Here is a 22521-nt window from a genome sequence, read left to right as displayed (position 1 = left end):
CATAGGCGTTATCTCTCAATGAGCAGGATTCGTCCGGCCTGATTCAGGAGTGTGAGCAATGCCCAACCAAATGATCAATACCGTCAAGGTGAAAGCCGTCTCCGGCCGCTCGGACGAGCTGGGTAAGCAACTGCAAAAGATTGTCGAGACGCTGCGCGATCTACCGGGCTGTGAGTCCTATATGGTGGACCGTTGCCCCGACGACAGTAATCGCTGGACCGTCAGCTCCCATTGGCAATCCGAAGCGGCCATGCAATCGCATTTCAACAGCCCTCAAGTGCAGGGATTCATCGACCTGATCGATTGCCAACTGGCCAACGCCGTCGACTTCAACAGCTTTCCGATTCGTTAAGAACGCGATTAAAGATCGCAGCTTTCGGCAGTTTCTACAGGGCATGGGTACCTCTGTAGAAGGTGCCGGAGGCTGCGATCTTTTTTTGCCTGTAAACCTGACATTGGTCCCCTGGACTTCCCGAATATTGGCTGTTTGTTTGTTATGGGTGACGGACTAGATTGGTCCCGGACAACTCACCCATTGCAGGTAATGAACCATGAACGTTTTGCGCTTCTGTACTGCCCCTTTTGTTGCCCTGGCGCTGGTCGTTTCCGCCTCGGCGTTCGCCCATGAAGCCGGTGGTCCTTCGGAAAAGGTCACGGTGTTGCAAGATCAAATGCTGCAAAACGCGCCTGGCAAAAAAGCCATGATGATCGAAGTCGACTACAAGCCAGGGCAATCCTCCATTGCACACAAACATGAGGGCACGGCCATGGCCTACGTGTTATCCGGGGCCGTCACTTCTCAGGTGAAGGGCGAAAAAGAGCGGACCTATAAGGCCGGTGAGTATTGGTACGAACCGGCCGGTTCCGAGCACCTGGTGTCGAAAAACGCCAGCAAAACGAAGCCTGCAAAGCTATTGGTGTTCATGGTGCTCTCACCGGACGAGAAAGTGCTGATCCCGTTGGAAAACTGATGGCTGAACGTACAGCCATAAACAAAAAAGCCCGAATCATTGATTTGGGCTTTTTTATATCTGCCGGCAATTAACCGAAAAGTTTTAAATCAAACAAAACTATTGCCCGGCGGATAACTACGGATATTGGCTACTGCATGGGAGTCAAGCGGTTTAGTCTGGAATGACGGCCGCTTAAAACCGGCTATTTAACTTTCCGACTGATGTTGTTTCACTGGAGAAACACCATGAAACTCGCGCTTGTCAGTACCTTGACAATGACCGTCCTAATAGCCGGCTGCTCCATACCCACCGCTCCTTCGGCGGTTTCTTCTCTGGACGGCATGTTCACCCAGCCGGTCGGACGTAGCAATGCCACGAGCATTCCCAACGCCCACAATGTTTCGCTGGGCATCGTCTACAGCCACAACACCCAGGCCAACCGCGCCTACCTGCAGGATTACCAGGCCAACGCCGGTACCGGTTTCGGCCAGAGCCTGCTGGTGCAGCCGATTCACGATGCCTACGTAGCCACCTCCCAACCCGACCTGGCCGTGGATTGGGTCAAGGCCTCGTTGCAACGCCAGTTCGGCTCGGTCACGGTGTACCCGGACATGCAAAGCCTGAAGGCGGCCAAACCGGACGTGGTCGGCATCGTCGACAGCCGCAGCCAGTTGATGACATCGCGCAGCTCGGACATCGAGGCGAAGGTCAGCGTGGACTTCTACGACAAAAACCTGGGTTACATCGGTACGGCGCAAGGGCATGACGCCAAGGCGATGAGTCCAGTGTGGGCGGACTACAAGCGCAGTGAAGAAATCGTCGCGGATATTAACGAACAGCAAAACGTGCAAGTAAGAGCACTGCAGAAGTTTGACCAGTCACTCAGCAATTTATTGACCAAGCCGACAAGTAACGTTTCGATGATCGACAAAACCAAAGAGCAACAACTGTATTGAGACTGCGACAATCAATGTGAGCAAGCCCCGATTTGGACAGGAAGGGTTTGCTCACAATTAATCAATGCCACGACTTTTAAATAGCGATACCTTCTGTTCCGCGCAACAGCGCCAATAACCATTTTTTCGGACAAGGACGTCTACATGACTAAAGACCAGGAAAGATCCTTCATCGCCCGTATCACTTGCGCTGGAATCAACATGACATTTTTTGACGAGTTGTTGAGCCCGGGGCATTTCCAATTCAACGGACGCAGTTCTCCACTACCTCCAAATATAGTGTCGACATTTGAAGCCTACGATCCAGCCACCCAAACAATGCTCCCTGTAGGCCGAAGAAAAATGAAGACCATGGTCGTCCACTTCAAGTGCTATGACGACTACTACAACATTCAGATTGTGAGCGAAGCCTACTATCAGAAATATTTCAGCAAGGACGGGCAAGGCGTACTGGGTGCCTATCCGGCCGCCGGCGGTGATACCACCTCCTTCAATTTACTGAGCGGCAATCATCAAATCATCACTCTGGATGATTTGAACAGCTCCCAAGCGGCCCTTCACTTGAAAGCGCGTAACGCCGGCATCATCAAAAAGGAAATCTGGCGCGACCCGGCGTACAGCACTTGTTTCACCGATAAATCCGGAGACATCGCCACGTTCGAGCTGGATATTCTGGAAAGGCACGTCGCTACACCCGAACGCTCTACCCCCTACACCTGAGTGATCGATCCCTGGGCCGACGTGTTGTCCGCCCTCAAATAAAAAAAGCCCCGCATCTTTCGATGCGGGGCTTTTTCATTCAACGCCTGATCAGGCCGCCGGTTCCAGCTCGGCGACCGCAGCGGCAGGAACTGCCGCTTGACCGCTCAATGCCAGGTCCAGCAGTTCGCGGTTGGCCACCGCGTACATGGCGTAGTCAGTGCCGCTGGCGGCACGGATTTCCACCAGCATGGCGCGCCAGCGCTCGATCATGCCCTCGTTCTGCTGCATCCACAGCTCCAGACGTGTTTCCACGTCCAGGGTGCCGTCACCCTGCTGCAGGACCGAGATGGTGATCGCACGTTGCTGCCAGTCGACGTCATCGCGGAACGCTTCGCGGGCCAGCGCCTGCCAGTTGTTTTCAACCGGCAGAGCGCTGATCTGTTGCAGGTACCAGGTAATGTCCAGCGCACTGCCCACGGCGAAGTAGGCCTTGGCCACCTCAGCCGGATCCTGGCCAGTCACGTCGGAAGCCTCGATGATCGGCAGCAGGGTGTACAGGTGCGAAGTACCCGCCACCATACGCGCCAGCAACTCCGGCACACCGGCTTCGACATACGCCTGATAACGGGTTTGCCAGGTTTCGCGGATCTCGCCACTGAGCAACTCGTCCAGCTTGAGACCCAACTCCTTCAGGTGCGGACCGAAGTGTGCGACGTCACGGGCAGCGTTCTGCTCGTTGCGTCGGGCGCGCAGGAACCAGCGCGTGGCGCGACGGCCCAGGCGCATCAGTTCGTCCATCAGCTCCAGTTGCACGTCGGCGGAGACCTGGTAGTCCAGGGCTTCAATCTGACGGAACCAGTGCGGGAGGTGGAAAATATCGCGCACGATCACATAAGCGCCCGCCACGTTCGCCGGGCTCATGCCGGTCGACTCTTTGAGTCGTTGAACGAAGGTAATGCCCATGTGGTTGACCAGATCGTTGGCGATCTGGGTGCTGACGATTTCGCGCTTGAGGCGGTGACGGCGCATGGCTTCGGAGAACTTGCTCACCAGGGTCGGCGGGAAAGCGGTTTCCATGTCGCGGGTCAGGTAGTCATCGTCCGGCACCAGGGAGCCCAGCAGCTGCTCCTTGAGGTCGATCTTGCTGTAGGAAATCAGTACCGACAGCTCGGCCCGGGTCAAGCCATGGCCTGCCGCGATGCGTTCGTTGAGCTGGTCTTCCGACGGCAGGAACTCGATGGCGCGATCGAGTTTGCCGCGACCTTCCAGATCGTTCATCAGACGCTTGTACTCGGCAATCCGCGGCAAGGCGCGACGGGCCGCCAGGGACAGGGCCTGGGTCTGCTTGTAGTTGTTGCCCAGCACCAGACCACCGACTTCGTCGGTCATGCTCGCCAGCAACTGATTACGTTGCTTGTCGGTCATGTCGCCGGCCTGAACCACTTCGTTCAGCAGGATCTTGATGTTCACTTCGTGGTCGGAGCAGTCCACGCCACCGGCGTTGTCGATGAAGTCGGTGTTGGAGCCGCCGCCATTGAGGCCGAACTCCACACGACCCAGTTGGGTCATGCCCAGGTTACCGCCCTCGCCCACCACTTTGCAGCGCAGTTCGTTGCCGTTCACGCGCAGCGCATCGTTGGCCTTGTCGCCGACATCGGCGTGGCTTTCGCTGCTGGCCTTGACGTACGTACCGATACCGCCGTTCCACAACAGGTCCACCGGCGCCTTGAGCAAGGCATTGAGCAGTTCGGTCGGGGTCAGCTTGTCAGCCTTGATGTCGAAGCGTTCCTGCATCTGCGGGGAAATCGCGATGCTTTTCGCGCTGCGCGAGAAGATCCCGCCGCCTTCGGACATGAGGCTGGTGTCGTAATCCGACCAGGCCGAACGCGGCAGGTCGAACAGGCGCTGACGCTCGGCGAAGCTGGTGGCCGGATTCGGATTCGGGTCGATGAAGATGTGCAGGTGGTTGAACGCAGCGACCAGTTGCAGCTTGTCGGACATCAACAAGCCGTTACCGAACACGTCACCGGCCATGTCGCCGACACCGACCACGGTGATGCTGTCTTTCTGGACGTTGATGCCGCGCTCGCGGAAGTGGCGTTGTACGCCGACCCACGCGCCCTTGGCGGTGATGCCCATTTTCTTGTGGTCGTAACCGGCCGAACCACCGGACGCAAACGCGTCGCCCAGCCAGAAGCCGTAGTCGATGGCGATGCCGTTGGCGATGTCGGAGAAGGTCGCAGTGCCCTTGTCCGCCGCCACGACCAGGTACGGGTCATCGTCGTCATGACGCACGACGTTGGCCGGCGGCACCAGAGCGCCGTCTTTCAGGTTGTCGGTGATGTCCAACAGGCCCGAAATGAAGATGCGGTAGCAGGCGATGCCCTCGGCCGCGATCTCGTCACGGCTGCCGCCCAGTGGCAGGCGACGCGGCAGGAAGCCGCCCTTCGCGCCGACGGGCACGATGACCGAGTTCTTCACTTGCTGGGCTTTTACCAGGCCCAGGACTTCGGTACGGAAGTCTTCTTCACGGTCGGACCAGCGCAGACCACCGCGAGCGACGTTGCCGAAGCGCAGGTGCACGCCTTCGACGCGCGGCGAGTAAACGAAGATTTCGAACTTCGGTACTGGCTTTGGCAGCTCTGGAATCAGGTGCGGGTTGAACTTGAAGCTGAAGTAGGACTTGTTATGACCGTTGGCGTCGGTCTGGTAGAAGTTGGTGCGCAGGGTCGCCTTGATCAGGTCCAGGTAGCGACGCAGGATGCGGTCTTCGTTCAACACCTGGACGTCGTCCAGTGCGCTCAGGATCGCTTGTTCCAGACGTTGCTGCTTGTCTTCCAGGTCATCGCTGGTGAGCTTGCGCGCCAGGTAGAAACGGGTCTTGAACAACCGGGTCAGCTCGCGAGCGATGTCAGTGTGGTTGTTCAGGGTGCTGGCGATGTAACCCAGATCGAAGCCCAGGCGGATCTGCTTCAGGTAACGGGCGTAGGCACGCAGCAGCGCCACGTCACGCCATGGCAGGCCGGCGGTCAGCACCAGACGGTTGAACGCATCGTTCTCGGCATCGCCGCGCACGATGTGGACGAACGCGTCCTGCAGGGTGTCATTGAGTTGCTGGATGTCCAGCTCCAGGCCTTCAGCGGCGGTGAACGCGAAGTCGTGAATCCAGAACTCGCGGCCATTGGTGTGACGCAGGCGATACGGGAACTCACCCAGCACGCGCAGACCGAGGTTTTCCAGGATCGGCAGCACGTCGGACAGCGCCAGCGGGGTATCGGCGTGGTACAGCTTGCAATGCAGCTCACGCTGGCCGGAAACCTGGCCCAGCGGCTGATAGAAACTCATCACCAGCGGATTTTTTTCGCTCAGGCTCAGCAGGTGTTGCATGTCGACCACAGCCGAATGGGCGGCGAAACGCTCGCGGTAACCGGCCGGGAAACCTTTCGGGAAATCAGCCAGCACGTTGGTGCCATGGGCTTCGCCGAAGCTTTCGACCACCAGGCTGGCGTAGTCGTCCTGCCAGCTGCGGCAGGCCTGCACCACTTCTTTTTCCAGCAGCAGCGGGTCGATGTCGATGCGGTTTTTCGGGTCGACGCGCAAGATCAGTTGCACGCGGGCCAGCACGGATTCGGAGAAGAAGGTCCAGAACTCGCAATCGGAGGCTTTCAGGCGATCCATCAGCACTTGCTGGATCTTCTGCCGCACTTCGGTGGAGTAGATATCACGCGGCACGTAGGCCAGGCAGTAGCAGAAGCGGCCGTACGGGTCTTTGCGCAGGAACACGCGAATCTTGTTGCGTTCCTGGATCTGCACGATCGACATCACGGTGCTGAACAGCTCGTCCACCGGGGTCTGGAACAGATCGTCGCGCGGCAGCACTTCAACCACCTGCGCCAGTTCCTTGCCCAAGTGAGCCTTGGCCTGGAAGCCGGAGCGGCGTTCGATTTCCTCGACCTTGCGACGGATGTACGGGATGACCCGCACGCTCTCGCCATACACCGACGAGGTGTACAGGCCCATGAAGCGGCATTCCTTGATGACGTTGCCGTTGGCGTCGATTTCACGGATCGACACGTAATCCGGGTAAGCCGGACGGTGTACACGGCTCGGGTGCGCAGCCTTGGCGAACGACAACAGGGTCGGTTCGCGCAGGTAGTTCACCGCGTAGTCCTCGATGCGCAGGTCATCGTAGGTCAGGCCGGTACGCAGCAATTTGGTCAGGCCGAGGAAGGAATTCTGGTCGTAGACGATGTGACCGCCATCGGCCTCATCGCGCACCACGAACTCTTCATAGCCCAGGAACGTGAAGTGATTGCCCACCAGCCATTCCAGAAAGCTCTTGATCTCGGCCTTTTCGCCGGCATCGACCGCGAACTGGCTGTTGTCCAGGCCGGTAAGGATTTCCTGGACCTTGGCTTTCATCGGTTCGAAGTCGGCCACCGCGACGCGTACTTCACCGAGCACTTGCTCCAGCTCTTTGGCCAGTACGTTCAATTCGGCGGTGTTGGCGCAACGGTCGATTTCCAGGTACATCAACGACTCTTGCAGGATGCCGTCGCCCTGGGTGCCTTTCGGCAGGATTTCCAGCAACTCGCCCTTGCTGCCGCGACGCACGCTCAGCACGGTGGTTTGCAGGGTATGGATGCTGTAGCCGCGACGGTTCAGCTCGGTACGCACCGAGTCCACCAGGAACGGCAGGTCATGGTGCAGCACTTCGACCGCGGTGTGGGTCGACTGCCAGCCATGACGCTCGTAATCGGGGTTGTAGACGCGCACTTGCGGTTGCGCGTGATCGAAGCGCTCAAGCAGGCGCCACGCAGAAAGGGTACAGCCAGCGAGGTCGGACAACCGACGCTGGGTCAGTTCATCCAGGGAAATGATGCCGAAGAATTGTTCAGCAAACAGCGCCACTTGTGGCAGTGCCTGTTCACTGATGTGCTGCGCCAGTGCCGCTTGCAGTTGGTGCTGGAAGTCGGCTTTGCTGGCTGCGGTGAAGAACGCCATCTGTGGTACTCCGCTTGGGCTTGTTATTGATGGAAGCGTCGCGTGCAAAACCCCTGTTCGGGGCAACCCGTCACCCTGTTCCTGATTCTCGGGCAGAGGAAACAGGACGACAGGTGGGTGAAGCTGGACGAGACACTCAGGTCACATTCACCTTCCATGGATGGGCATCTGCAAAAACGACTGGGCTGCGTGCAGCTCAATGCCTTTACAGGTGCTCATCCGTTGCGCAGCTTAACGAGTGCGGCAAGGCCCGTGCTTGCGGTGCTGCGACATATTCGGTCAACGGTACGCTGCTTGGTGGCGACGCCATCGAACAACACTAGCAGCAGTACGGGAAAATGACGGATTTCAAGGCTGTTTTACCCGGCATCCGTGTCAGAAATGACTAATGAGTGAAATCCGTTCACGGATGAAGCGACCCAGGGTTTGCGCCCCCGGAGCACGTGCAGGGTGGGGATTGGTTAGCGCGTATCTCGATGAGCCCGGGGCGTCTTGAGTCTGCCGTTGCTAAAAACAACTTACGCCGTGCAGAACGGCTAACTCCTTACATTCTTATTTCGTCTTTTGACTCGATCAAAAATAACCGGACGATATTCTCCACCGGGATACTGCTCAAGCGCAGACTTCGTTTTTATCACCCCAAAGAAATACTCACCGGAATAAGTTTCGCCAACACCCAGCCTTTCAAACACACCATAAGTATTGATAGTTGCAACCTTCCCTTTGTAGGCTTTCACTGGACGCTTCACAAGGCGATTAAAGCTCTCAGCGTATGAAATATCCGCTATCCCATACCGGTTTTTTTCTATATCTGCCGAGTTACACACGACCATCCGTACACTTTCAAATCTATCAATACGAACCCCGTGACGCTTGGCGAGGCTAACGAGTTCCAACCCGCTTAACCCCTCTGCCAGCCCCCCTGCAATCCCATGCCCATCAATGGTTAGCCTAGGGCGGCCCTTGTAAACATCTTCGAATGTAAAGATACCGTCAGAGAGCCTTGTTACATTTCTTACAGGCTTGAGCTGAATGCCAGCCTCAAAAGAGTACGCTAGCGCCTTAGTCTTCGAAAGAAACTGACTTAATGCAGAAACAATATGCCCCGTCGGATCACTCCGATTTATCGGATCGCCCTGACAATACGCATACGGATTTAAACCACCCTCACCAAACGGACTCAAACTGTCAGGACTGTTAAATCGCATCAGCACCGAATTAAACGCTCGATAGCCATTACCCAGCAAATAATGTCCTGTCACCGGATCCGGCGGTTGACCATTGAAACCTAACAAATTTCCAACGCCACTCGCGGCAGGGTGAAAACCAAAAGGAGAGTACGCAATGCTGCGCTGTTGGGTCGCCTTTAGCGTATTGAATATGGAGCGCTGCCGATCTGTCACCAACAATGTGCTATCGACCTTATTGCCAAGACGCTGTTGCTGTGCCAGCAACTGATCCCCGTGCTGAACGATCGATATCTGCACGTCGTCTTGAACCTCGGTTACCGGGCGACTTTCGCAGTAAAAACGCTGACAAACGGGGCCTTCCACCTGCCGGTGGTGGGTCAAGCGATTCAGTGGGTCATATTGATAGCGAATGACCGGTGTTTTCTGCTGGGATGACATCGAAGACTCTGGCAGTTCGCGATAATGGGCAAGCATCACTGTCGAACCTTTCATTGAGCGCGGCAACTAGCAGAACTAATAGTCCCAACACCCCAGCAAAAAAGTTCCGACACTGGCAAAATCGCGCTTTGCCCGCCAACACTGCGCCCAGCGCCAGGATTCCTCCATGCAAATGACCACCCCCCTCTTGATCGTCAACCCGTGCGATGAAGAAGAAGACAACATGGCCATGCTCTGCTGCCACAGTGACAAGAGCGAAATGTTCCTGATGACCCGCTACCCCGACGAGGACGAGCTGGAAATCACGCTCGATGGCGAGCCGTCGACCCTCGATGGGGTGAAAGTCACCCTGAGCCCTACCCTGCTGAAGATCGAAATTGCTGCAACGGATGCCGATGCGTTGAATGGGGATGATGTGCTGGAGATCACTCACAGCACCGATGCGAGTGATCTGGCGGAAGTTGAGGAAACCTTGAAGAACATTCTCAAGGGGACCGGGACTTACATCAGCAACATTTGACGGTGCCTGAGCAGGCTTCATCGCGGGCAAGCCCGCTCCCACAAGGTCTGGATGTGCAGCAAAGATAGTGAGCACACCGCAGATAACTGTGGGAACGGGCTTGCCCGCGATAACGTCGTGAAGCCCCAACCTGCCTCCCTGCCTGTCAAGGTTATGGCGCCTCGCCAATCATTTCCCCCACTTTGCGCAAAATGCCGTTAGTCGCCGCCCCCTGCGATGGATTAAAGTAACGCCCCCAGCCCTGGCGTTATTCGAACGCCTTCGGTCACCCTTTCCAGGAACAGTCATCGATGGAACATCGTGAAGCGCTGCTCGCGCTGCGAACCTTTCTTTCAACGCAGATTCTCGGCCAGGAAAAACTCATCGAGCGCTTGCTCATCGCCCTGCTTGCCGACGGCCACATGCTGGTCGAGGGCGCCCCTGGCCTGGCCAAGACCAAGGCCATCAAAGAACTGGCCGAAGGCATCGAAGCACAGTTCCATCGCATTCAGTTCACCCCCGACCTGTTGCCCGCCGACATCACCGGCACAGAGATCTATCGCCCCGAAACCGGCAGCTTCGTCTTCCAGCAAGGTCCGATCTTCCACAACCTGGTGCTGGCGGACGAAATCAACCGGGCCCCGGCCAAGGTTCAGTCGGCCTTGCTCGAAGCCATGGCCGAGCGCCAGGTCAGTGTCGGGCGCAGCACTTATGAGCTGTCGCCGCTGTTTCTGGTGATGGCCACGCAAAACCCCATCGAGCAGGAAGGCACCTACCCGCTGCCCGAAGCCCAGCTCGACCGTTTCCTGATGCACGTGAAAATAGGCTTCCCCGATGCCGCCGTCGAGCGGCGGATCCTGCAGCAGGCTCGCGGCGAAGCGCTGAACGGCGAGACCAAGCCCGAACGCAGGGTCAGCCAGCAGGCCATCTTTGCCGCGCGCAAGGAAATCCTCGGCTTATACATGGCCGATGCCGTGGAGGAATACCTGGTGCAACTGGTCATGGCCACGCGGACACCGGCCAAATTCGACCCGGAGATGGCCGAATGGATTGCGTACGGCGCCAGTCCTCGCGGTTCAATTGCCCTCGACCGTTGCGCCCGCGCCCACGCCTGGCTGGCCGGGCGCGACTTCGTCAGCCCGGAAGACATCCAGGCCGTGCTGTTCGATGTGCTGCGCCACCGCATCATTCTGTCCTTTGAAGCCGAAGCCGCAGGGATCGACCAGGATCGGGTGGTCCAGCGGATTCTCGACGTCGTAGCCGTCGCTTGACCCCGATGAACGTCCCCCTGCCGTCCCAACCGGGTATCCGCATCACGCTCGCCGAGCTGATCGAGATGCGCCATCGCGTACGTGAAGTGCAATTGTTCTCCACGCCCAGCCAGCGCAGCCCGCTGATCGGCCTGCACCACTCCAAGCTGCGCGGACGTGGCGTGGATTTCGATCAGGTGCGGGTCTACCAGGCCGGTGACGACGTGCGCACCATCGACTGGCGCGTCACCGCGCGAACTCAAGAGCCGCACACCAAGCTGTTCCATGAAGAGCGCGAGCGGCCGATCTTCATCATGGTCGAGCAAAGCCGGCGCCTGTTTTTCGGCTCCGGGCTGATGTTCAAGTCGGTGCTCGCCGCCCAGGCTGCAAGCCTGATCGGTTGGGCGGCGCTGGGTCATAACGATCGGGTCGGCGGGCTGGTGTTCGGCGACAACGAGCATTACGAAATCAAACCCCGGCGCAGCAAGCAGAGCCTGCTGCAATTGCTCAACCGACTGGTGCGCGTCAACCAGTCCCTGAACACCGAAAGCGAGCCGTCCCGCGATGCCTTCGGCATTGCCTTGCGCCGTGCCCGGGAAGTGTTGCGCCCGGGCAGCCTGGTGATCGTGATCTGCGACGAGCGGGCCCTGTCCGAAAGCGCCGAACAGCAGTTGAGTTTGTTGTCGCGCCATTGCGACCTGTTGTTGCTACCACTGTCCGACCCGCTGGATCATGCCCTGCCCGCCGCCGGGCTGTTGCGCTTTGCCGAACGTGGCGCACAACTCGAACTCGACACGCTGAACTTCGATCTGCGCCAGACCTATCGTGCCCAGGCCGAAGTGCGCATTGCCCGCTGGGAGTTGCTCGCGCAAAAGCTGCGCGTGTTGTTGATGCCGTTGAGCACCCAAAGCGAGATGGTCGAACAATTGCGCGAATACCTGAACCCACAGAAACCGGGGAAAGGTCGATGAACGGTCTCGATCAACTGCAACCGCTGATTACCCCGCCGGCCATCGGGTTCTGGCCACCGGCGCCGGGCTGGTGGTCACTGCTGTTGCTGCTGCCTTTGATCGGTTTCGGCCTGTGGAAGCTGCGACGCTTGATTCCCGACAAACGCCCGATCGTGCGCGCCGAACAGCCGCTGGACCCGGTGCGCCTCGCCGCACTGGCGGAACTGGCGCTGATGCCCAAGCCCTACGACGGCGCACCGGCAGGCGCCTGGCTGCAACAGCTCAACGGCCTGCTCAAGCGCCTGTGCCGCAACCACTATCCCTACAGCCAGAGCCACACCCTCAATGGGCGCAAATGGCTGGCATTTCTGGACAACCGCTGCCCGGCGGCCGGCCTGACCCGCTGGATGGTGCTGGTCGAAGGGGCCTACAAGCCCGAATGCAAACTCGACGACAAGGCCATCGCCGGCCTGACCCAAGCCGTCGAAATCTGGATTCGCAAACATGTTTGAGTTCGCCTGGCCATGGATCTTCGTCCTGCTGCCGCTGCCGTGGCTGATGCGCATCCTGTTGCCGGTGGCCGACAGCGGCGAGCCGGCGCTCAAAGTCAGCTTCCTCAGTGACCTCGAAGGGCTGGCCCGCCGCCGTGCTCGCGCGAACCTGCCGGCCTGGCGCCAACAGGCACCGTTCATGCTGCTGTGGTTGATGCTGCTGATCGCCGCCGCGCGTCCGCAATGGCTGGGCGAGCCGCTACCGATTGCCGCCAGCGGCCGTGATCTGCTAGTGGCGGTGGACGTGTCCGGCTCCATGGACTTCCCCGACATGCAATGGGAGGACGATGACGTCAGCCGCCTTGCGCTGGTCCAGCATCTGCTCGGCGACTTCCTCGAAAGCCGCGAAGGTGATCGGGTCGGCTTGATCCTGTTTGGCAGCCAGGCGTACCTGCAAGCGCCACTGACGTTCGACCGCCATACCGTGCGTGTCTGGCTCGACGAGGCGCGCATCGGCATCGCCGGCAAGAACACCGCCATCGGCGACGCCATTGGTCTGGCCATCAAGCGCTTGCGCCAGCGTCCGGCGCAAAGCCGCGTATTGATACTGGTGACGGACGGCGCCAACAACGGCGGCCAGATCGACCCGCTGACCGCTGCGCGTCTGGCGGCCAAGGAAGGGGTGAAAATCTACCCGATCGGCATCGGCGCCGACCCGGAGCAAAGTGGCACCCTGGGATTCCTCGGGATCAACCCGAGCCTGGACCTGGACGAACCCTCCCTCAAAGCCATCGCCGAAACCACGGGCGGCCAGTACTTCCGGGCCCGTGACGGCAAGGAACTGCAAGCGATCAAGGACACCCTCGACCAACTGGAACCGGTGGCACAGCAACCGACCCAGGCCCGCCCGGCCGAGACCCTGTATCAGTGGCCTTTGGCGCTGGCACTGTTGTTGAGCATGCTGTTGGTGGCCCGCGAGCTCTGGCCGGATAACCCGCTGCACCGTTTGTTTACCAAGGATCTGTTTTTGCAAACGCAACTGCCCGACTGGCGAGAGCGGCTCAAGCGCCTGCGCCTGCGGAGGCGTCGATGAGCGCACTCTGGCCCTACTGGTTCCGCCCCTGGTGGCTGTTATTGCTGCCACTGCTTGGCTGGCTGCTCTGGCAACTCTGGCATCGGCAGAAGCGTGCCGGGCGCTGGCAGATGATTCTGCCCCCGGCCTTCCATGCGGCATTGCTCAGTGGCGGTAACGGACGCGACAGCAAACTGCCATGGATCGCCCTCGGCGTGGCCTGGCTACTGACCGTATTCGCACTGTTGGGACCGAGCTGGGAACGTGTCGAGCAACTGAGCCAGAAACCCGCCGACCCGTTGGTGGTGCTGCTGGAGTTGACCCCCGAGATGCTCGCCACCGACGTTCAGCCCAACCGGCTGGAACAGGCCCGGCGCAAGCTCTTCGACCTGCTGCAAAATCGCAGTGATGCGCAGACGGCCATCGTCGTATACGCCGGCAGTGCCCATACCCTGGTGCCCCTGTCGGACGATTTGGCCACCAGCCGCAATCTGCTCGATGCACTCAAGCCGTCGCTGATGCCCGAAGCCGGCCATCGCGCCGACCTCGCGGTGGTCAAGGCGCTGACGTTGCTGCAGCAGGCCGCGCTCGGCGATGGCCGGATCCTGTTGATCGGCTCGTCCCTCACGGAACAGGAACGCCTGGAGATTCGCCGTGCGCTGAGCGGCAAGACAACGCAGTTTCTGATGCTCGGCATCGGCACCGCCGAAGGTGCGCCGATCACTCAGGACGATGGCAGTTTTCTCAAGGACGAACAAGGCGCGATTCTGGTGCCGCGCCTGGACGACGCCGGCCTCAAAGCCTTCGCCAATGACCTGGATGGACATTACCGCCACGCGCGCCTGGACGATGCCGATCTGCGTGAGCTCGGCCTGCTCGACGGCCCGCGAAACCTGCGCAACGACGGCCAGACCCTGCGCCTGGACACCTGGGCCGATCAGGGTTACTGGTTGCTGCTGCCCTTGTTGCTGCTGGCGGCCTGCGCCGGCCGGCGCGGCTGGCTGTTCTGCCTGCCGCTGTTGCTGGCGCTGCCACAACCGAGCTATGCCTTCGACTTCCAGGACCTGTGGCTGCGCCCCGACCAACAGGGTCAACACTTGCTCATGCAGAAACGCCCGGCAGAAGCGGCACAGCATTTCGAAGATCACCAATGGCAAGGCGTGGCCCTTTACGAGGCTGGCGACTACACCGGCGCCGCCCAGCGGTTCGCCGAAGGCAATGACGCCCATGCCCACTACAATCGTGGCAATGCCCTGGCCAAGAGTGGTGAACTGGAAGCGGCGCTGGATGCTTACGACCAGGCACTGGAACGCCAACCGGACTTGCGCCCGGCCCTGACCAACAAGGCGCTGGTGGAAAACCTGCTCAAGCAGAAGCAGACCCCGCCTGCCGCCGAGCCGGACAAGGCCTCCAGTGAAGAGCCACAGACGCCGCCCCAGGAATCTCCGTCCAGCGCTGCGGCACAACCGTCGAGCACGGGCGAACCGAAAACCGAGGGCGAGGACGCCCAATCCACCACCGAACAACAGCCAGCCCGCCCGGCCCGCCCCGGCAGCAATGAAGTACCGGGCAGCGAACCGGGGGATGAACAGCACACCACGCCACCCATGCGTCCGGCCAACGACAGCATCGAAGGCGAACAACAGCAGGCGCTGGAGCAATGGCTGCGGCAGATCCCGGATGACCCCGGCGAATTGCTCAGACGCAAATTCTGGTACGAACAGCAACAACATCAGGATCAGGGAAAAACTCGATGACCCGCTTCACCGCCTACATGCTCGCCTCGATGCCGGCCTTGCTGATCTGCACCGTTCAGGCCCAGGCAGCCGAACTGGTCGCCAGCGTCGATCGCACGCGCCTGAGCTCCGGAGAGACGATCGAACTGACCCTGGAGTCCTCCGACGTCACGCAGTTCGGCAAGCCGGACCTGGCGCCGCTGGAGCCGCTGTTCGACGTGCGCGGCACACGCCAGGTCAACCAGTTGAACACCCTCAGTGGCGACAACCGCGCCACGACCCGCTGGATCGTCACGCTGCTGCCGAAACAAACGGGCAGCGTGGTGATTCCGCCGCTGAAACTGGGTGAGGTCGAGAGCCAGCCGATCACCGTACAAGTGGTGGAAAGCGAAACCCAGGACAACCCGAACAAACAGGCCCCGGTCTTCATCGACGCCAGCCTCGATCAGAGCAGCGTGTACGTGCAGGCTCAGGCGATCCTGACGTTGCGCATCTACCACTCGGTGTCGCTGTACGACGACAGCAGCCTGCCACCGTTGCAGGTTCCCGATGCACGCATCGAGCAGCTCGGCGAATCGCGCACCTACGAGAAAGACATCAACGGTGTGCGCCACGGCGTGATCGAAATGCGCTATGCGATCTACCCGCAGCACAGTGGCGAATTGATCATCCCGGCGCAGATCTTCAATGCCGCGCTGGTGGATGCACAACCCGCCCCGGACGCCACGCCGCAGTCGCCGAAATCCGGCAAACTGATGCGCGTCAGCTCCAGTGAACTGCTGCTGACGGTCAAAGCCAAGCCCATCACCTACCCCGCCGACCTGCCTTGGCTGCCGGCACGTAGCCTGACCTTGAGCGAGAACTGGAATCCGGAGCCCGATCATGTGCAGGTCGGTGACTCGCTGACCCGCAGCCTGATCGTCAAGGCCGAAGGCCTTGGCAGCGCACAGCTGCCGCCATTGCCCGGCACCGAAGCCAGTGGTCTGCGTCGTTATCCGGATCAACCGGTGCTCGGCAACCAGAACAGCGACCGCGGCCTGGTCGGCAGTCGCGAAGACCGTGAGGCGCTGGTGCCATCCCGTAGCGGCTCGATCGAGTTGCCATCGGTCGAAGTGGTCTGGTGGAACACCTTTGAAGACCATCTGGAACACAGCAGCCTGCCTGCCAGAACCCTGCAGGTCTCGGTCAATCCGAGCCTGATGGTCGACACGCCGGCCGGCACTTCTCCGGCCAACGCCACGGTCGACAGCGAGACCCTGTGGCGCTGGAAACTCAGCACCCTGATCCTCGCTTGCACCACTCTGCTGGGCTTCGGCCTGTGGTGGCGCGCACGCTGGCAACCGGCGATCGCGCGAGCCGCACAAACCGGCCCGAGCCCGCGCACCGTACTGGACGACCTCAAGCGCGCCTGCCAGGCCAACGACCCCCACGCCACGCGCCAGGCCCTCGACGCCTGGGCCCGCCAGCAACCGGAAACCCTGGCCGACATGGCCGCCCGCTTCGTCCCCCTGTCCGACGCCCTCGACGGCCTGAACGGCGCGCTCTACAGCGAAACCGGCCAACACTGGCAAGGCGAGGAACTGTGGCGGGCGATCCGCACCATCCCGATTGCCGAGCGGGTCCAGGACCCGGTGGGTGATAGTGGTTTGCCGCCGCTTTATCCCAAATAAACACCTGTCTTTATGGCAGGAGGCTTTTGTGGCGAGGGAGCTCGTGCTTTTTTGCCAGTAAACTCTCCCCCTTTCGCCGCTGTCATGTGTCCCCGCGGCCATCACCTTTTATCTAGCGGAGTTGCCCTTGCGTCTGTTCCACACCTCCGACTGGCACCTCGGGCAGAACCTGCACGGCCAGGATCGCGATTTCGAGCACGGTTGTTTTCTCGACTGGCTGCTGCGTCAGCTCAAGCTGGATCAGCCCGATGTGCTGCTGATCGCCGGCGACATCTTCGACACGGTCAATCCGCCGGTCAAAGCCCAGGAGCGTCTCTACGACTTCATCGTCAGCGCCCACGAGCAGCAGCCATTGCTGACCATCGTGATGATTGCCGGCAACCACGACTCCGGCTCACGCATCGAACTGCCGGCGCCGTTGATGCGTCGCTTGCGCACCCATGCCTTGGGCCGCGTGCTGTGGCTGGATGACGGCCAGCTCGATGCCGAGCGCCTGTTGCTGCCATTGCCGGACGCCAGCGGTGAAATCGCCGGCTGGTGCCTGGCGCTACCGTTCCTGCGCCCTGCTGAAGTCACCGGCTCGCATCTGGGTGACAACTACTTGCGCGGCATTGGCCAGGTCCATGAATGGCTGATCGAAGCGGCCAACGCCAAACGCCAGCCGGGTCAGGCGCTGGTCGCCATCAGCCATGCGCACATGGCCGGAGGTTCGGTCTCGGAAGACTCCGAGCGCAGCCTGATCATCGGCAACGCCGAAGCCCTGCCCGCCAGCCTGTTCGGGCCGAGCATCAGCTACGTGGCCCTCGGTCACTTGCACAAGCCGCAGAAGGTCAACGGCGAGGAGCGCATTCGCTACAGCGGCTCGCCGATTCCGTTGTCGTTCTCCGAAATCGGCTACCAGCACCAGATTCTCGACATCACCCTCGACGGCGAAACCCTGGTCAGCGTCGAACCCAAGCTCATCCCCCGCGCGGTGAACCTGCAGCGCCTCGGCCCGGCGCCGCTGGCAGAGATCCTGTTGCAATTGGCCGACCTGCCGAACATCGACCTGCTCGCCGACTTGCAGCGTCAACCCTGGCTGGAAGTCCGCGTGCGCCTTGACGAACCGCAACCGGACTTGCGCCATCAGGTGGAAAGCGCCCTGCAAGGCAAGGCTGTGCGCCTGGTGCGCATCGCCGCCGAATACGCCGGCAATGGCAGTCGTGACGGCGCCGAGGACGGTGCGGCGTTGATCGAACTGGACCAGCTCACGCCTCAGGAACTGTTCAGCCGTGCCTGGCAGGACAACTACGGCAGCGAAGTCGACGAGCAAACCCTCAAGGACTTTGCCGAGCTGCTGCAAGACGTGCAGATGGAGAGCGAACAGCCATGAAGATTCTCGCGATCCGCCTGAAAAACCTCGCCTCCCTGGCGGGGCCGTTTGAAATCGACTTCACCGCCGAACCCTTGGCCAGTGCCGGCCTGTTCGCCATCACCGGCCCGACGGGCGCCGGTAAAAGCACGTTGCTCGATGCCCTGTGCCTGGCGCTGTTCGGCGCGGTTCCACGCCTGAACAACACCGGCCGCGACGCCAAGGTGCCGGACGCCGATGGCGAAATCGGCACCGGTGACCCGCGCACCCTGCTGCGTCGCGGCACCGGTGAGGGCTATGCCGAAGTGGATTTCGTCGGCGTCGACGGCCGCCGCTATCGCGCACGCTGGGAAGCCAACCGCGCCCGGGAAAAGGCCAGTGGCAAGTTGCAAGCCAGTCGCCAGAGCCTGCGTGACATCGATCAGGATCAATTGCTGGCCAGCCAGAAAGGCGAATACAAGACCCAACTCGAAGCCGCCCTGGGCCTGAATTTCGAACAGTTCACCCGCGCCGTGCTGCTGGCCCAAAGCGAGTTCAGCGCCTTTCTCAAGGCCGATGACAACGACCGCAGCGAACTGCTGGAAAAACTCACCGACACCGCGCTCTACACCCGCCTCGGCCGTCGGGCCTTCGACAAGACCAAGGAAGCCCGCGAAGCGCACAAACTGCTGCAGGACCAGGCCAGCGGTGTCACCCCGTTGTCGTCCGAAGCCCGTGCGGAGCTGGATGAACGCTTCAACGAAGCGCAGCAACAGCTGAAGTTGCAGCAGGCGCAACTCAAGCAGCTTGAGCAGCAACACACCTGGCTCAAGGATCTTCGTCAATTGCAGGACGCGCAGCACGCAGCGACCGAGCAACTGCACAGCGCCCAACAGCAGTGGGAAGGTCTGGCCGACGAGCGCCTGAAGCTGACCCGGCTGGAACATCTCGCTCCACAGCGGCACCAGTTCGCCCGCAAAACCGAACTCGATGCACTGTTGACGCCACTGGCCGCGCAGATTGCTGCCCATACCCGGCAACAACATGAGCTGACTGAGCGTCAGACGGTGCTGGAGCACCATCTCACGGCCACGCAAACCGCCCTGAGCGAAGCCCAACAACGGCAATCCGAAAGTGCTCCACGACTGCGTCAGGCTTTCGAAGAGCAAAGCACCCTCGCCCGCCTGGCCAAGGAAGCCGCCCTCAGCGCCGACGCGAAGCACACGGCAGAACAGGCCTGTCTCCAGGGCCAAAGCGCCATTCAAAACTTGCTGGAAAAGCAGACCCAGGTTGCCGAGCGTTTGCAGCGCATCGCCACCGAGCTGGAACGCAGCGGCCATCTGGCATCGCTTGGCGATGCCTGGAATGCCTATAGAGACCGCCTGCAACAGTTGATGCTGATCGGCAACCGTCTAAACAAAGGCCAGGCCGAACTCGCGACCCTCGAACTCAACGCCACCCGCAGCGCCGAGGCGTTCGCATCACAAAAGCAGCAACTTGAAGTGCTGTTTAAAGAGGCCGGTGCCGAGCCGGACGCGGTGGCCGAGCAGATCGGCATCCTCGGCAACCTGTTGCAGGACAACCGTAAACAGCTGCGCACCGTCGAAGACCTGATGCGACTGTGGGCCAGCCAGCAGGAACTGGACAAGCGCGGCACCGAACTGCAACAACGCCAGCACGCCGCGCAACAGGAACGTGACCGGCTGACTCAGGACGGGGTAAAAACCAAGGCCGAACTGACGGTGGCCGAACAAACCTTCAACGTCACCCGAGAACTGCTGGAGCGCCAGCGTCTGGCCCGCAGCGCCAGTGTCGAAGAGTTGCGCGCGCAGTTGCAGGACGACCAGCCGTGCCCGGTCTGCGGCAGTCAAGAGCATCCTTACCATCAGCCCGAAGCACTGTTGCAAAGCCTCGGTCGCCACGACGAAAACGAACAGGCCAGCGCGCAACAAGCCGTCGACCAACTCAAGGAAAAGCTCACCGAATTGCGCGCCGAGGTGGTGGGCGTTATCGCCCAGCAAAAGGAATTGCTGCAACAACAGGAGCAACTGAACGCCCAGCAACAAGCCTTGGCCCCGAGCCTCAGCGCCCACCCTCTGGCCGCACAACTGCTGGATCAGGACGCCCCACAGCGAGACGCCTGGCTGACCCGCCACAACGATCAGTTGAACCAGAGCATCGCTCAGGACGAACAGCGTCAGCGCGCCCTGCTCACCTTGCAGCAAGATGCCGCGCGTATGACCCAGCAATTGCGCCAAGCCGAAACAGCGCATCAACAAGCGGCCCAGCACCTGAGCAACCAGCAGCGCGAATTGAGCAGTGACCGTCAACGACTCGACGAGGAACTCACCGCGTTCGGCAGTCTGTTGCCGGCCGAAACCCTCGAAGCGCTAAGGATGGAACCTGCGGCGACGTTCATGCAGCTGGATCGGCAGATCACCGAACGACTCGCACAACTCGATCAGCAGAAAGAAGAGCTGGCCGAGCAGCAACAGCGTCAACAGACGCTTGAGAAAGAACAGGATCGCCAGCAAACCCGTGTGCAACAACTGCAAACTGCCGAGCAGCAGTTTAGTGCGCTGGCCGAGCAGCAACAGGCTTGCCAGCTCCAGCTTGCACACTTGCTGGGCGAGCACAGCAGCGCCGAGCAGTTTCAGCAAGGGCTGGAAAACGCCGTAGAGCAAGCACGCAGTGCCGAAACAACAACGGCGCAGGAGCTGCAAAACGTCCGTACGCACCGCGTGCAGATCGCCGCCGAACTCAAGGCGCAGCAAGAGCGTCTGCAGGCGCTGGACATCGAAGATCGCGATCTCACCGACAAAATCGCCGACTGGCGCGGCCGTCATCCCGAGCTGGATGATGGCGGTCTCGAAGACCTGCTGCGGGTCGATGACACGCACGTCAGCGAGCTTCGCCAGCGTTTGCAGAACAGCGAAAAGGCCATCGAACAGGCCAAAGTGCTGCTGCAAGAGCGCGACCAGCGCCTGCTCGCTCATCAGGCGCAGCACAACGGTAACCTCGACGCCGAGCAACTCGCCACAGCGCTGGCAGAACTGCAAAACCAGTTCAGCGTCAGCGAACAGCGCTGCGCCGAATTGCGTGCCGAGCAGGCAGAAGATCAGCGCCGGCAAAACGCCAATCAGGCCCTGGCGCAACAGATTGCCGATGCTTATGCCGAATTCCAGCGCTGGGCGCGTTTGAATGCGTTGATCGGCTCGGCCACCGGTGACACCTTCCGCAAGATCGCCCAGGCCTACAACCTCGACTTGCTGGTCCATCACGCCAACGTGCAACTGCGCCAACTGGTGCGCCGCTATCGCCTCAAGCGCGGCGGCAGCATGCTGGGGTTGCTGGTGATGGACACCGAAATGGGCGACGAACTGCGTTCGGTGCATTCGTTGTCGGGTGGCGAGACCTTCCTGGTGTCGCTGGCGCTGGCATTGGGCCTGGCATCGATGGCGTCGAGCACGCTGAAAATCGAATCGCTGTTCATCGACGAAGGCTTCGGCAGCCTCGATCCGGAATCCCTGCAACTGGCCATGGACGCCCTCGACGGCCTGCAGGCCCAGGGCCGCAAGGTCGCGGTCATTTCCCATGTGCAGGAAATGCATGAACGGATTCCGGTGCAGATTCAGGTCCGCCGCCAAGGCAACGGCCTCAGCACCCTGGAGGTGAAATGACCACGCTCTATTCCTTTCGCCGCTGCCCGTACGCCATGCGGGCGCGCATGGCCCTGCGCTACTCAGGGGTTGAATTCAGCATTGTCGAAGTCAGCCTGAAGGCCAAACCCGCCGAAATGCTCGCGCTGTCGAGCAAAGGCACGGTGCCGGTGCTGGACGTGGACGGCCGGGTCATCGATGAAAGCCTCGAGATCATGCGCTGGGCGTTGGCGCAGAACGATCCGCAGGATTGGTTGCTCAAGGATGATCCGCAGGGACAGCTGACGATTGCCGCGCTGATCGAGGCAAACGACCAGTCGTTCAAGGTGCAGCTCAATCGCTACAAATACGCCGAACGTTACCCCGAGCACGCGATGGAGTTTTACCGCGCCGAGGGCGAGGTGCTCTTGCGCAAGCTCGAGGAGATGCTCGCCAGTCGCGACTATCTGCTGGCCGACCACCCCAGCCTCGCCGACGTGGCGCTGATGCCGTTCGTACGGCAATTCGCCCATGTCGATCGCGAGTGGTTCGCGCAGACGCCTTATCGGCGGTTACAGGCCTGGTTGCAGCGGTTTATCGAGTCGCAATTGTTTACGTCGATCATGGCGAAGTAAACGCGAT

At 60.6% G+C, this 22521-nt stretch carries 16 protein-coding genes; 14 read left to right on the top strand and 2 right to left on the bottom strand.

The genetic code is table 11. The features are described from left to right. Positions 1-58: 58 nt before the first annotated feature. From ACX3YD_RS29095 to ACX3YD_RS29080, 4 genes are all read left to right on the top strand, one after another. Positions 59-352, top strand: coding sequence for an antibiotic biosynthesis monooxygenase family protein (locus ACX3YD_RS29095; protein WP_103406660.1), 294 nt, complete (start codon positions 59-61; stop codon positions 350-352). 199 nt (positions 353-551) lie between these two features. Further along, the gene (locus tag ACX3YD_RS29090) at positions 552-971 is read left to right on the top strand and encodes a cupin domain-containing protein (protein ID WP_047528432.1); all 420 of its coding nucleotides are present in this window, start codon (positions 552-554) and stop codon (positions 969-971) included. A 227-nt stretch (positions 972-1198) separates the two neighbouring features. Continuing rightward, positions 1199-1909 carry an ATPase gene (locus tag ACX3YD_RS29085; protein WP_458961689.1) on the top strand — a complete coding sequence of 237 codons (711 nt, stop codon included), beginning with the start codon at positions 1199-1201 and terminating at the stop codon, positions 1907-1909. 144 nt (positions 1910-2053) lie between these two features. Next, the gene (locus ACX3YD_RS29080; RefSeq protein WP_146041541.1) at positions 2054-2629 is read left to right on the top strand and encodes a hypothetical protein; all 576 of its coding nucleotides are present in this window, start codon (positions 2054-2056) and stop codon (positions 2627-2629) included. Positions 2630-2719: 90 nt separating this feature from the next. On the opposite strand, the gene ACX3YD_RS29075 is transcribed toward ACX3YD_RS29080, so the two are convergent. Both ACX3YD_RS29075 and ACX3YD_RS29070 read right to left on the bottom strand, forming a co-directional pair. Further along, the gene (locus tag ACX3YD_RS29075) at positions 2720-7615 is read right to left on the bottom strand and encodes an NAD-glutamate dehydrogenase (protein WP_458961688.1); all 4896 of its coding nucleotides are present in this window, start codon (positions 7613-7615) and stop codon (positions 2720-2722) included. Between the two features lie 536 nt (positions 7616-8151). Next, a complete protein-coding gene (locus ACX3YD_RS29070) occupies positions 8152-9279 on the bottom strand; it encodes an RHS repeat-associated core domain-containing protein (protein WP_458961687.1) in 1128 nt (375 codons plus the stop codon). A gap of 130 nt (positions 9280-9409) precedes the next feature. On the opposite strand from ACX3YD_RS29070, the gene ACX3YD_RS29065 reads away from it, so the two are divergent. The 10 genes from ACX3YD_RS29065 to ACX3YD_RS29020 all read left to right on the top strand — a co-directional run bounded on the left by ACX3YD_RS29065 (position 9410) and on the right by ACX3YD_RS29020 (position 22514). Beyond that, positions 9410-9763, top strand: a complete 354-nt coding sequence (locus ACX3YD_RS29065) for a hypothetical protein (protein WP_458961686.1) — start codon at positions 9410-9412, stop codon at positions 9761-9763. A 290-nt stretch (positions 9764-10053) separates the two neighbouring features. After that, positions 10054-11013, top strand: a complete 960-nt coding sequence (locus ACX3YD_RS29060) for an AAA family ATPase (protein WP_003218556.1) — start codon at positions 10054-10056, stop codon at positions 11011-11013. A 5-nt stretch (positions 11014-11018) separates the two neighbouring features. Next, a complete protein-coding gene (locus ACX3YD_RS29055; RefSeq protein WP_103406665.1) occupies positions 11019-11963 on the top strand; it encodes a DUF58 domain-containing protein in 945 nt (314 codons plus the stop codon). Beyond that, positions 11960-12454 carry a DUF4381 domain-containing protein gene (locus ACX3YD_RS29050; RefSeq protein WP_047528405.1) on the top strand — a complete coding sequence of 165 codons (495 nt, stop codon included), beginning with the start codon at positions 11960-11962 and terminating at the stop codon, positions 12452-12454. Before ACX3YD_RS29055 ends, ACX3YD_RS29050 begins: the two co-directional genes overlap by 4 nt. Next, complete coding sequence (locus ACX3YD_RS29045) at positions 12447-13526, top strand: vWA domain-containing protein (protein ID WP_047528399.1); 1080 nt, start codon at positions 12447-12449, stop codon at positions 13524-13526. Before ACX3YD_RS29050 ends, ACX3YD_RS29045 begins: the two co-directional genes overlap by 8 nt. Next, positions 13523-15262 carry a tetratricopeptide repeat protein gene (locus ACX3YD_RS29040; RefSeq protein ID WP_458961685.1) on the top strand — a complete coding sequence of 580 codons (1740 nt, stop codon included), beginning with the start codon at positions 13523-13525 and terminating at the stop codon, positions 15260-15262. The genes ACX3YD_RS29045 and ACX3YD_RS29040 overlap by 4 nt, the downstream gene beginning before the upstream one ends. Further along, positions 15259-16911 (top strand): BatD family protein, encoded by a 1653-nt coding sequence (locus tag ACX3YD_RS29035; RefSeq protein WP_458961684.1) that lies wholly within the window; start codon positions 15259-15261, stop codon positions 16909-16911. Before ACX3YD_RS29040 ends, ACX3YD_RS29035 begins: the two co-directional genes overlap by 4 nt. 127 nt (positions 16912-17038) lie before the next feature. After that, positions 17039-18283 carry an exonuclease SbcCD subunit D C-terminal domain-containing protein gene (locus ACX3YD_RS29030; protein WP_458961683.1) on the top strand — a complete coding sequence of 415 codons (1245 nt, stop codon included), beginning with the start codon at positions 17039-17041 and terminating at the stop codon, positions 18281-18283. Continuing rightward, the gene (locus tag ACX3YD_RS29025) at positions 18280-21921 is read left to right on the top strand and encodes an AAA family ATPase (RefSeq protein ID WP_458961682.1); all 3642 of its coding nucleotides are present in this window, start codon (positions 18280-18282) and stop codon (positions 21919-21921) included. The genes ACX3YD_RS29030 and ACX3YD_RS29025 overlap by 4 nt, the downstream gene beginning before the upstream one ends. Beyond that, complete coding sequence (locus ACX3YD_RS29020) at positions 21918-22514, top strand: glutathione S-transferase (RefSeq protein WP_458961681.1); 597 nt, start codon at positions 21918-21920, stop codon at positions 22512-22514. The genes ACX3YD_RS29025 and ACX3YD_RS29020 overlap by 4 nt, the downstream gene beginning before the upstream one ends. The last annotated feature ends 7 nt before the right edge of the window (positions 22515-22521 follow it).

The sequence above is a fragment of the Pseudomonas fluorescens group sp. PF-1 genome (genome assembly GCF_054481335.1).
The sequence above is the reverse complement of the archived record's forward strand: the minus strand, read 5'-3'. Positions and strand labels throughout refer to the sequence as shown.

Coding starts and splice junctions, on each gene's coding strand:
- ACX3YD_RS29095 (WP_103406660.1), top strand. CDS start 59: ATGCCCAACCAAATGATCAATACCGTCAAGGTGAAAGCCGTCTCCGGC.
- ACX3YD_RS29090 (WP_047528432.1), top strand. CDS start 552: ATGAACGTTTTGCGCTTCTGTACTGCCCCTTTTGTTGCCCTGGCGCTG.
- ACX3YD_RS29085 (WP_458961689.1), top strand. CDS start 1,199: ATGAAACTCGCGCTTGTCAGTACCTTGACAATGACCGTCCTAATAGCC.
- ACX3YD_RS29080 (WP_146041541.1), top strand. CDS start 2,054: ATGACTAAAGACCAGGAAAGATCCTTCATCGCCCGTATCACTTGCGCT.
- ACX3YD_RS29075 (WP_458961688.1), bottom strand. CDS start 7,615: ATGGCGTTCTTCACCGCAGCCAGCAAAGCCGACTTCCAGCACCAACTG.
- ACX3YD_RS29070 (WP_458961687.1), bottom strand. CDS start 9,279: ATGCTTGCCCATTATCGCGAACTGCCAGAGTCTTCGATGTCATCCCAG.
- ACX3YD_RS29065 (WP_458961686.1), top strand. CDS start 9,410: ATGCAAATGACCACCCCCCTCTTGATCGTCAACCCGTGCGATGAAGAA.
- ACX3YD_RS29060 (WP_003218556.1), top strand. CDS start 10,054: ATGGAACATCGTGAAGCGCTGCTCGCGCTGCGAACCTTTCTTTCAACG.
- ACX3YD_RS29055 (WP_103406665.1), top strand. CDS start 11,019: ATGAACGTCCCCCTGCCGTCCCAACCGGGTATCCGCATCACGCTCGCC.
- ACX3YD_RS29050 (WP_047528405.1), top strand. CDS start 11,960: ATGAACGGTCTCGATCAACTGCAACCGCTGATTACCCCGCCGGCCATC.
- ACX3YD_RS29045 (WP_047528399.1), top strand. CDS start 12,447: ATGTTTGAGTTCGCCTGGCCATGGATCTTCGTCCTGCTGCCGCTGCCG.
- ACX3YD_RS29040 (WP_458961685.1), top strand. CDS start 13,523: ATGAGCGCACTCTGGCCCTACTGGTTCCGCCCCTGGTGGCTGTTATTG.
- ACX3YD_RS29035 (WP_458961684.1), top strand. CDS start 15,259: ATGACCCGCTTCACCGCCTACATGCTCGCCTCGATGCCGGCCTTGCTG.
- ACX3YD_RS29025 (WP_458961682.1), top strand. CDS start 18,280: ATGAAGATTCTCGCGATCCGCCTGAAAAACCTCGCCTCCCTGGCGGGG.
- ACX3YD_RS29020 (WP_458961681.1), top strand. CDS start 21,918: ATGACCACGCTCTATTCCTTTCGCCGCTGCCCGTACGCCATGCGGGCG.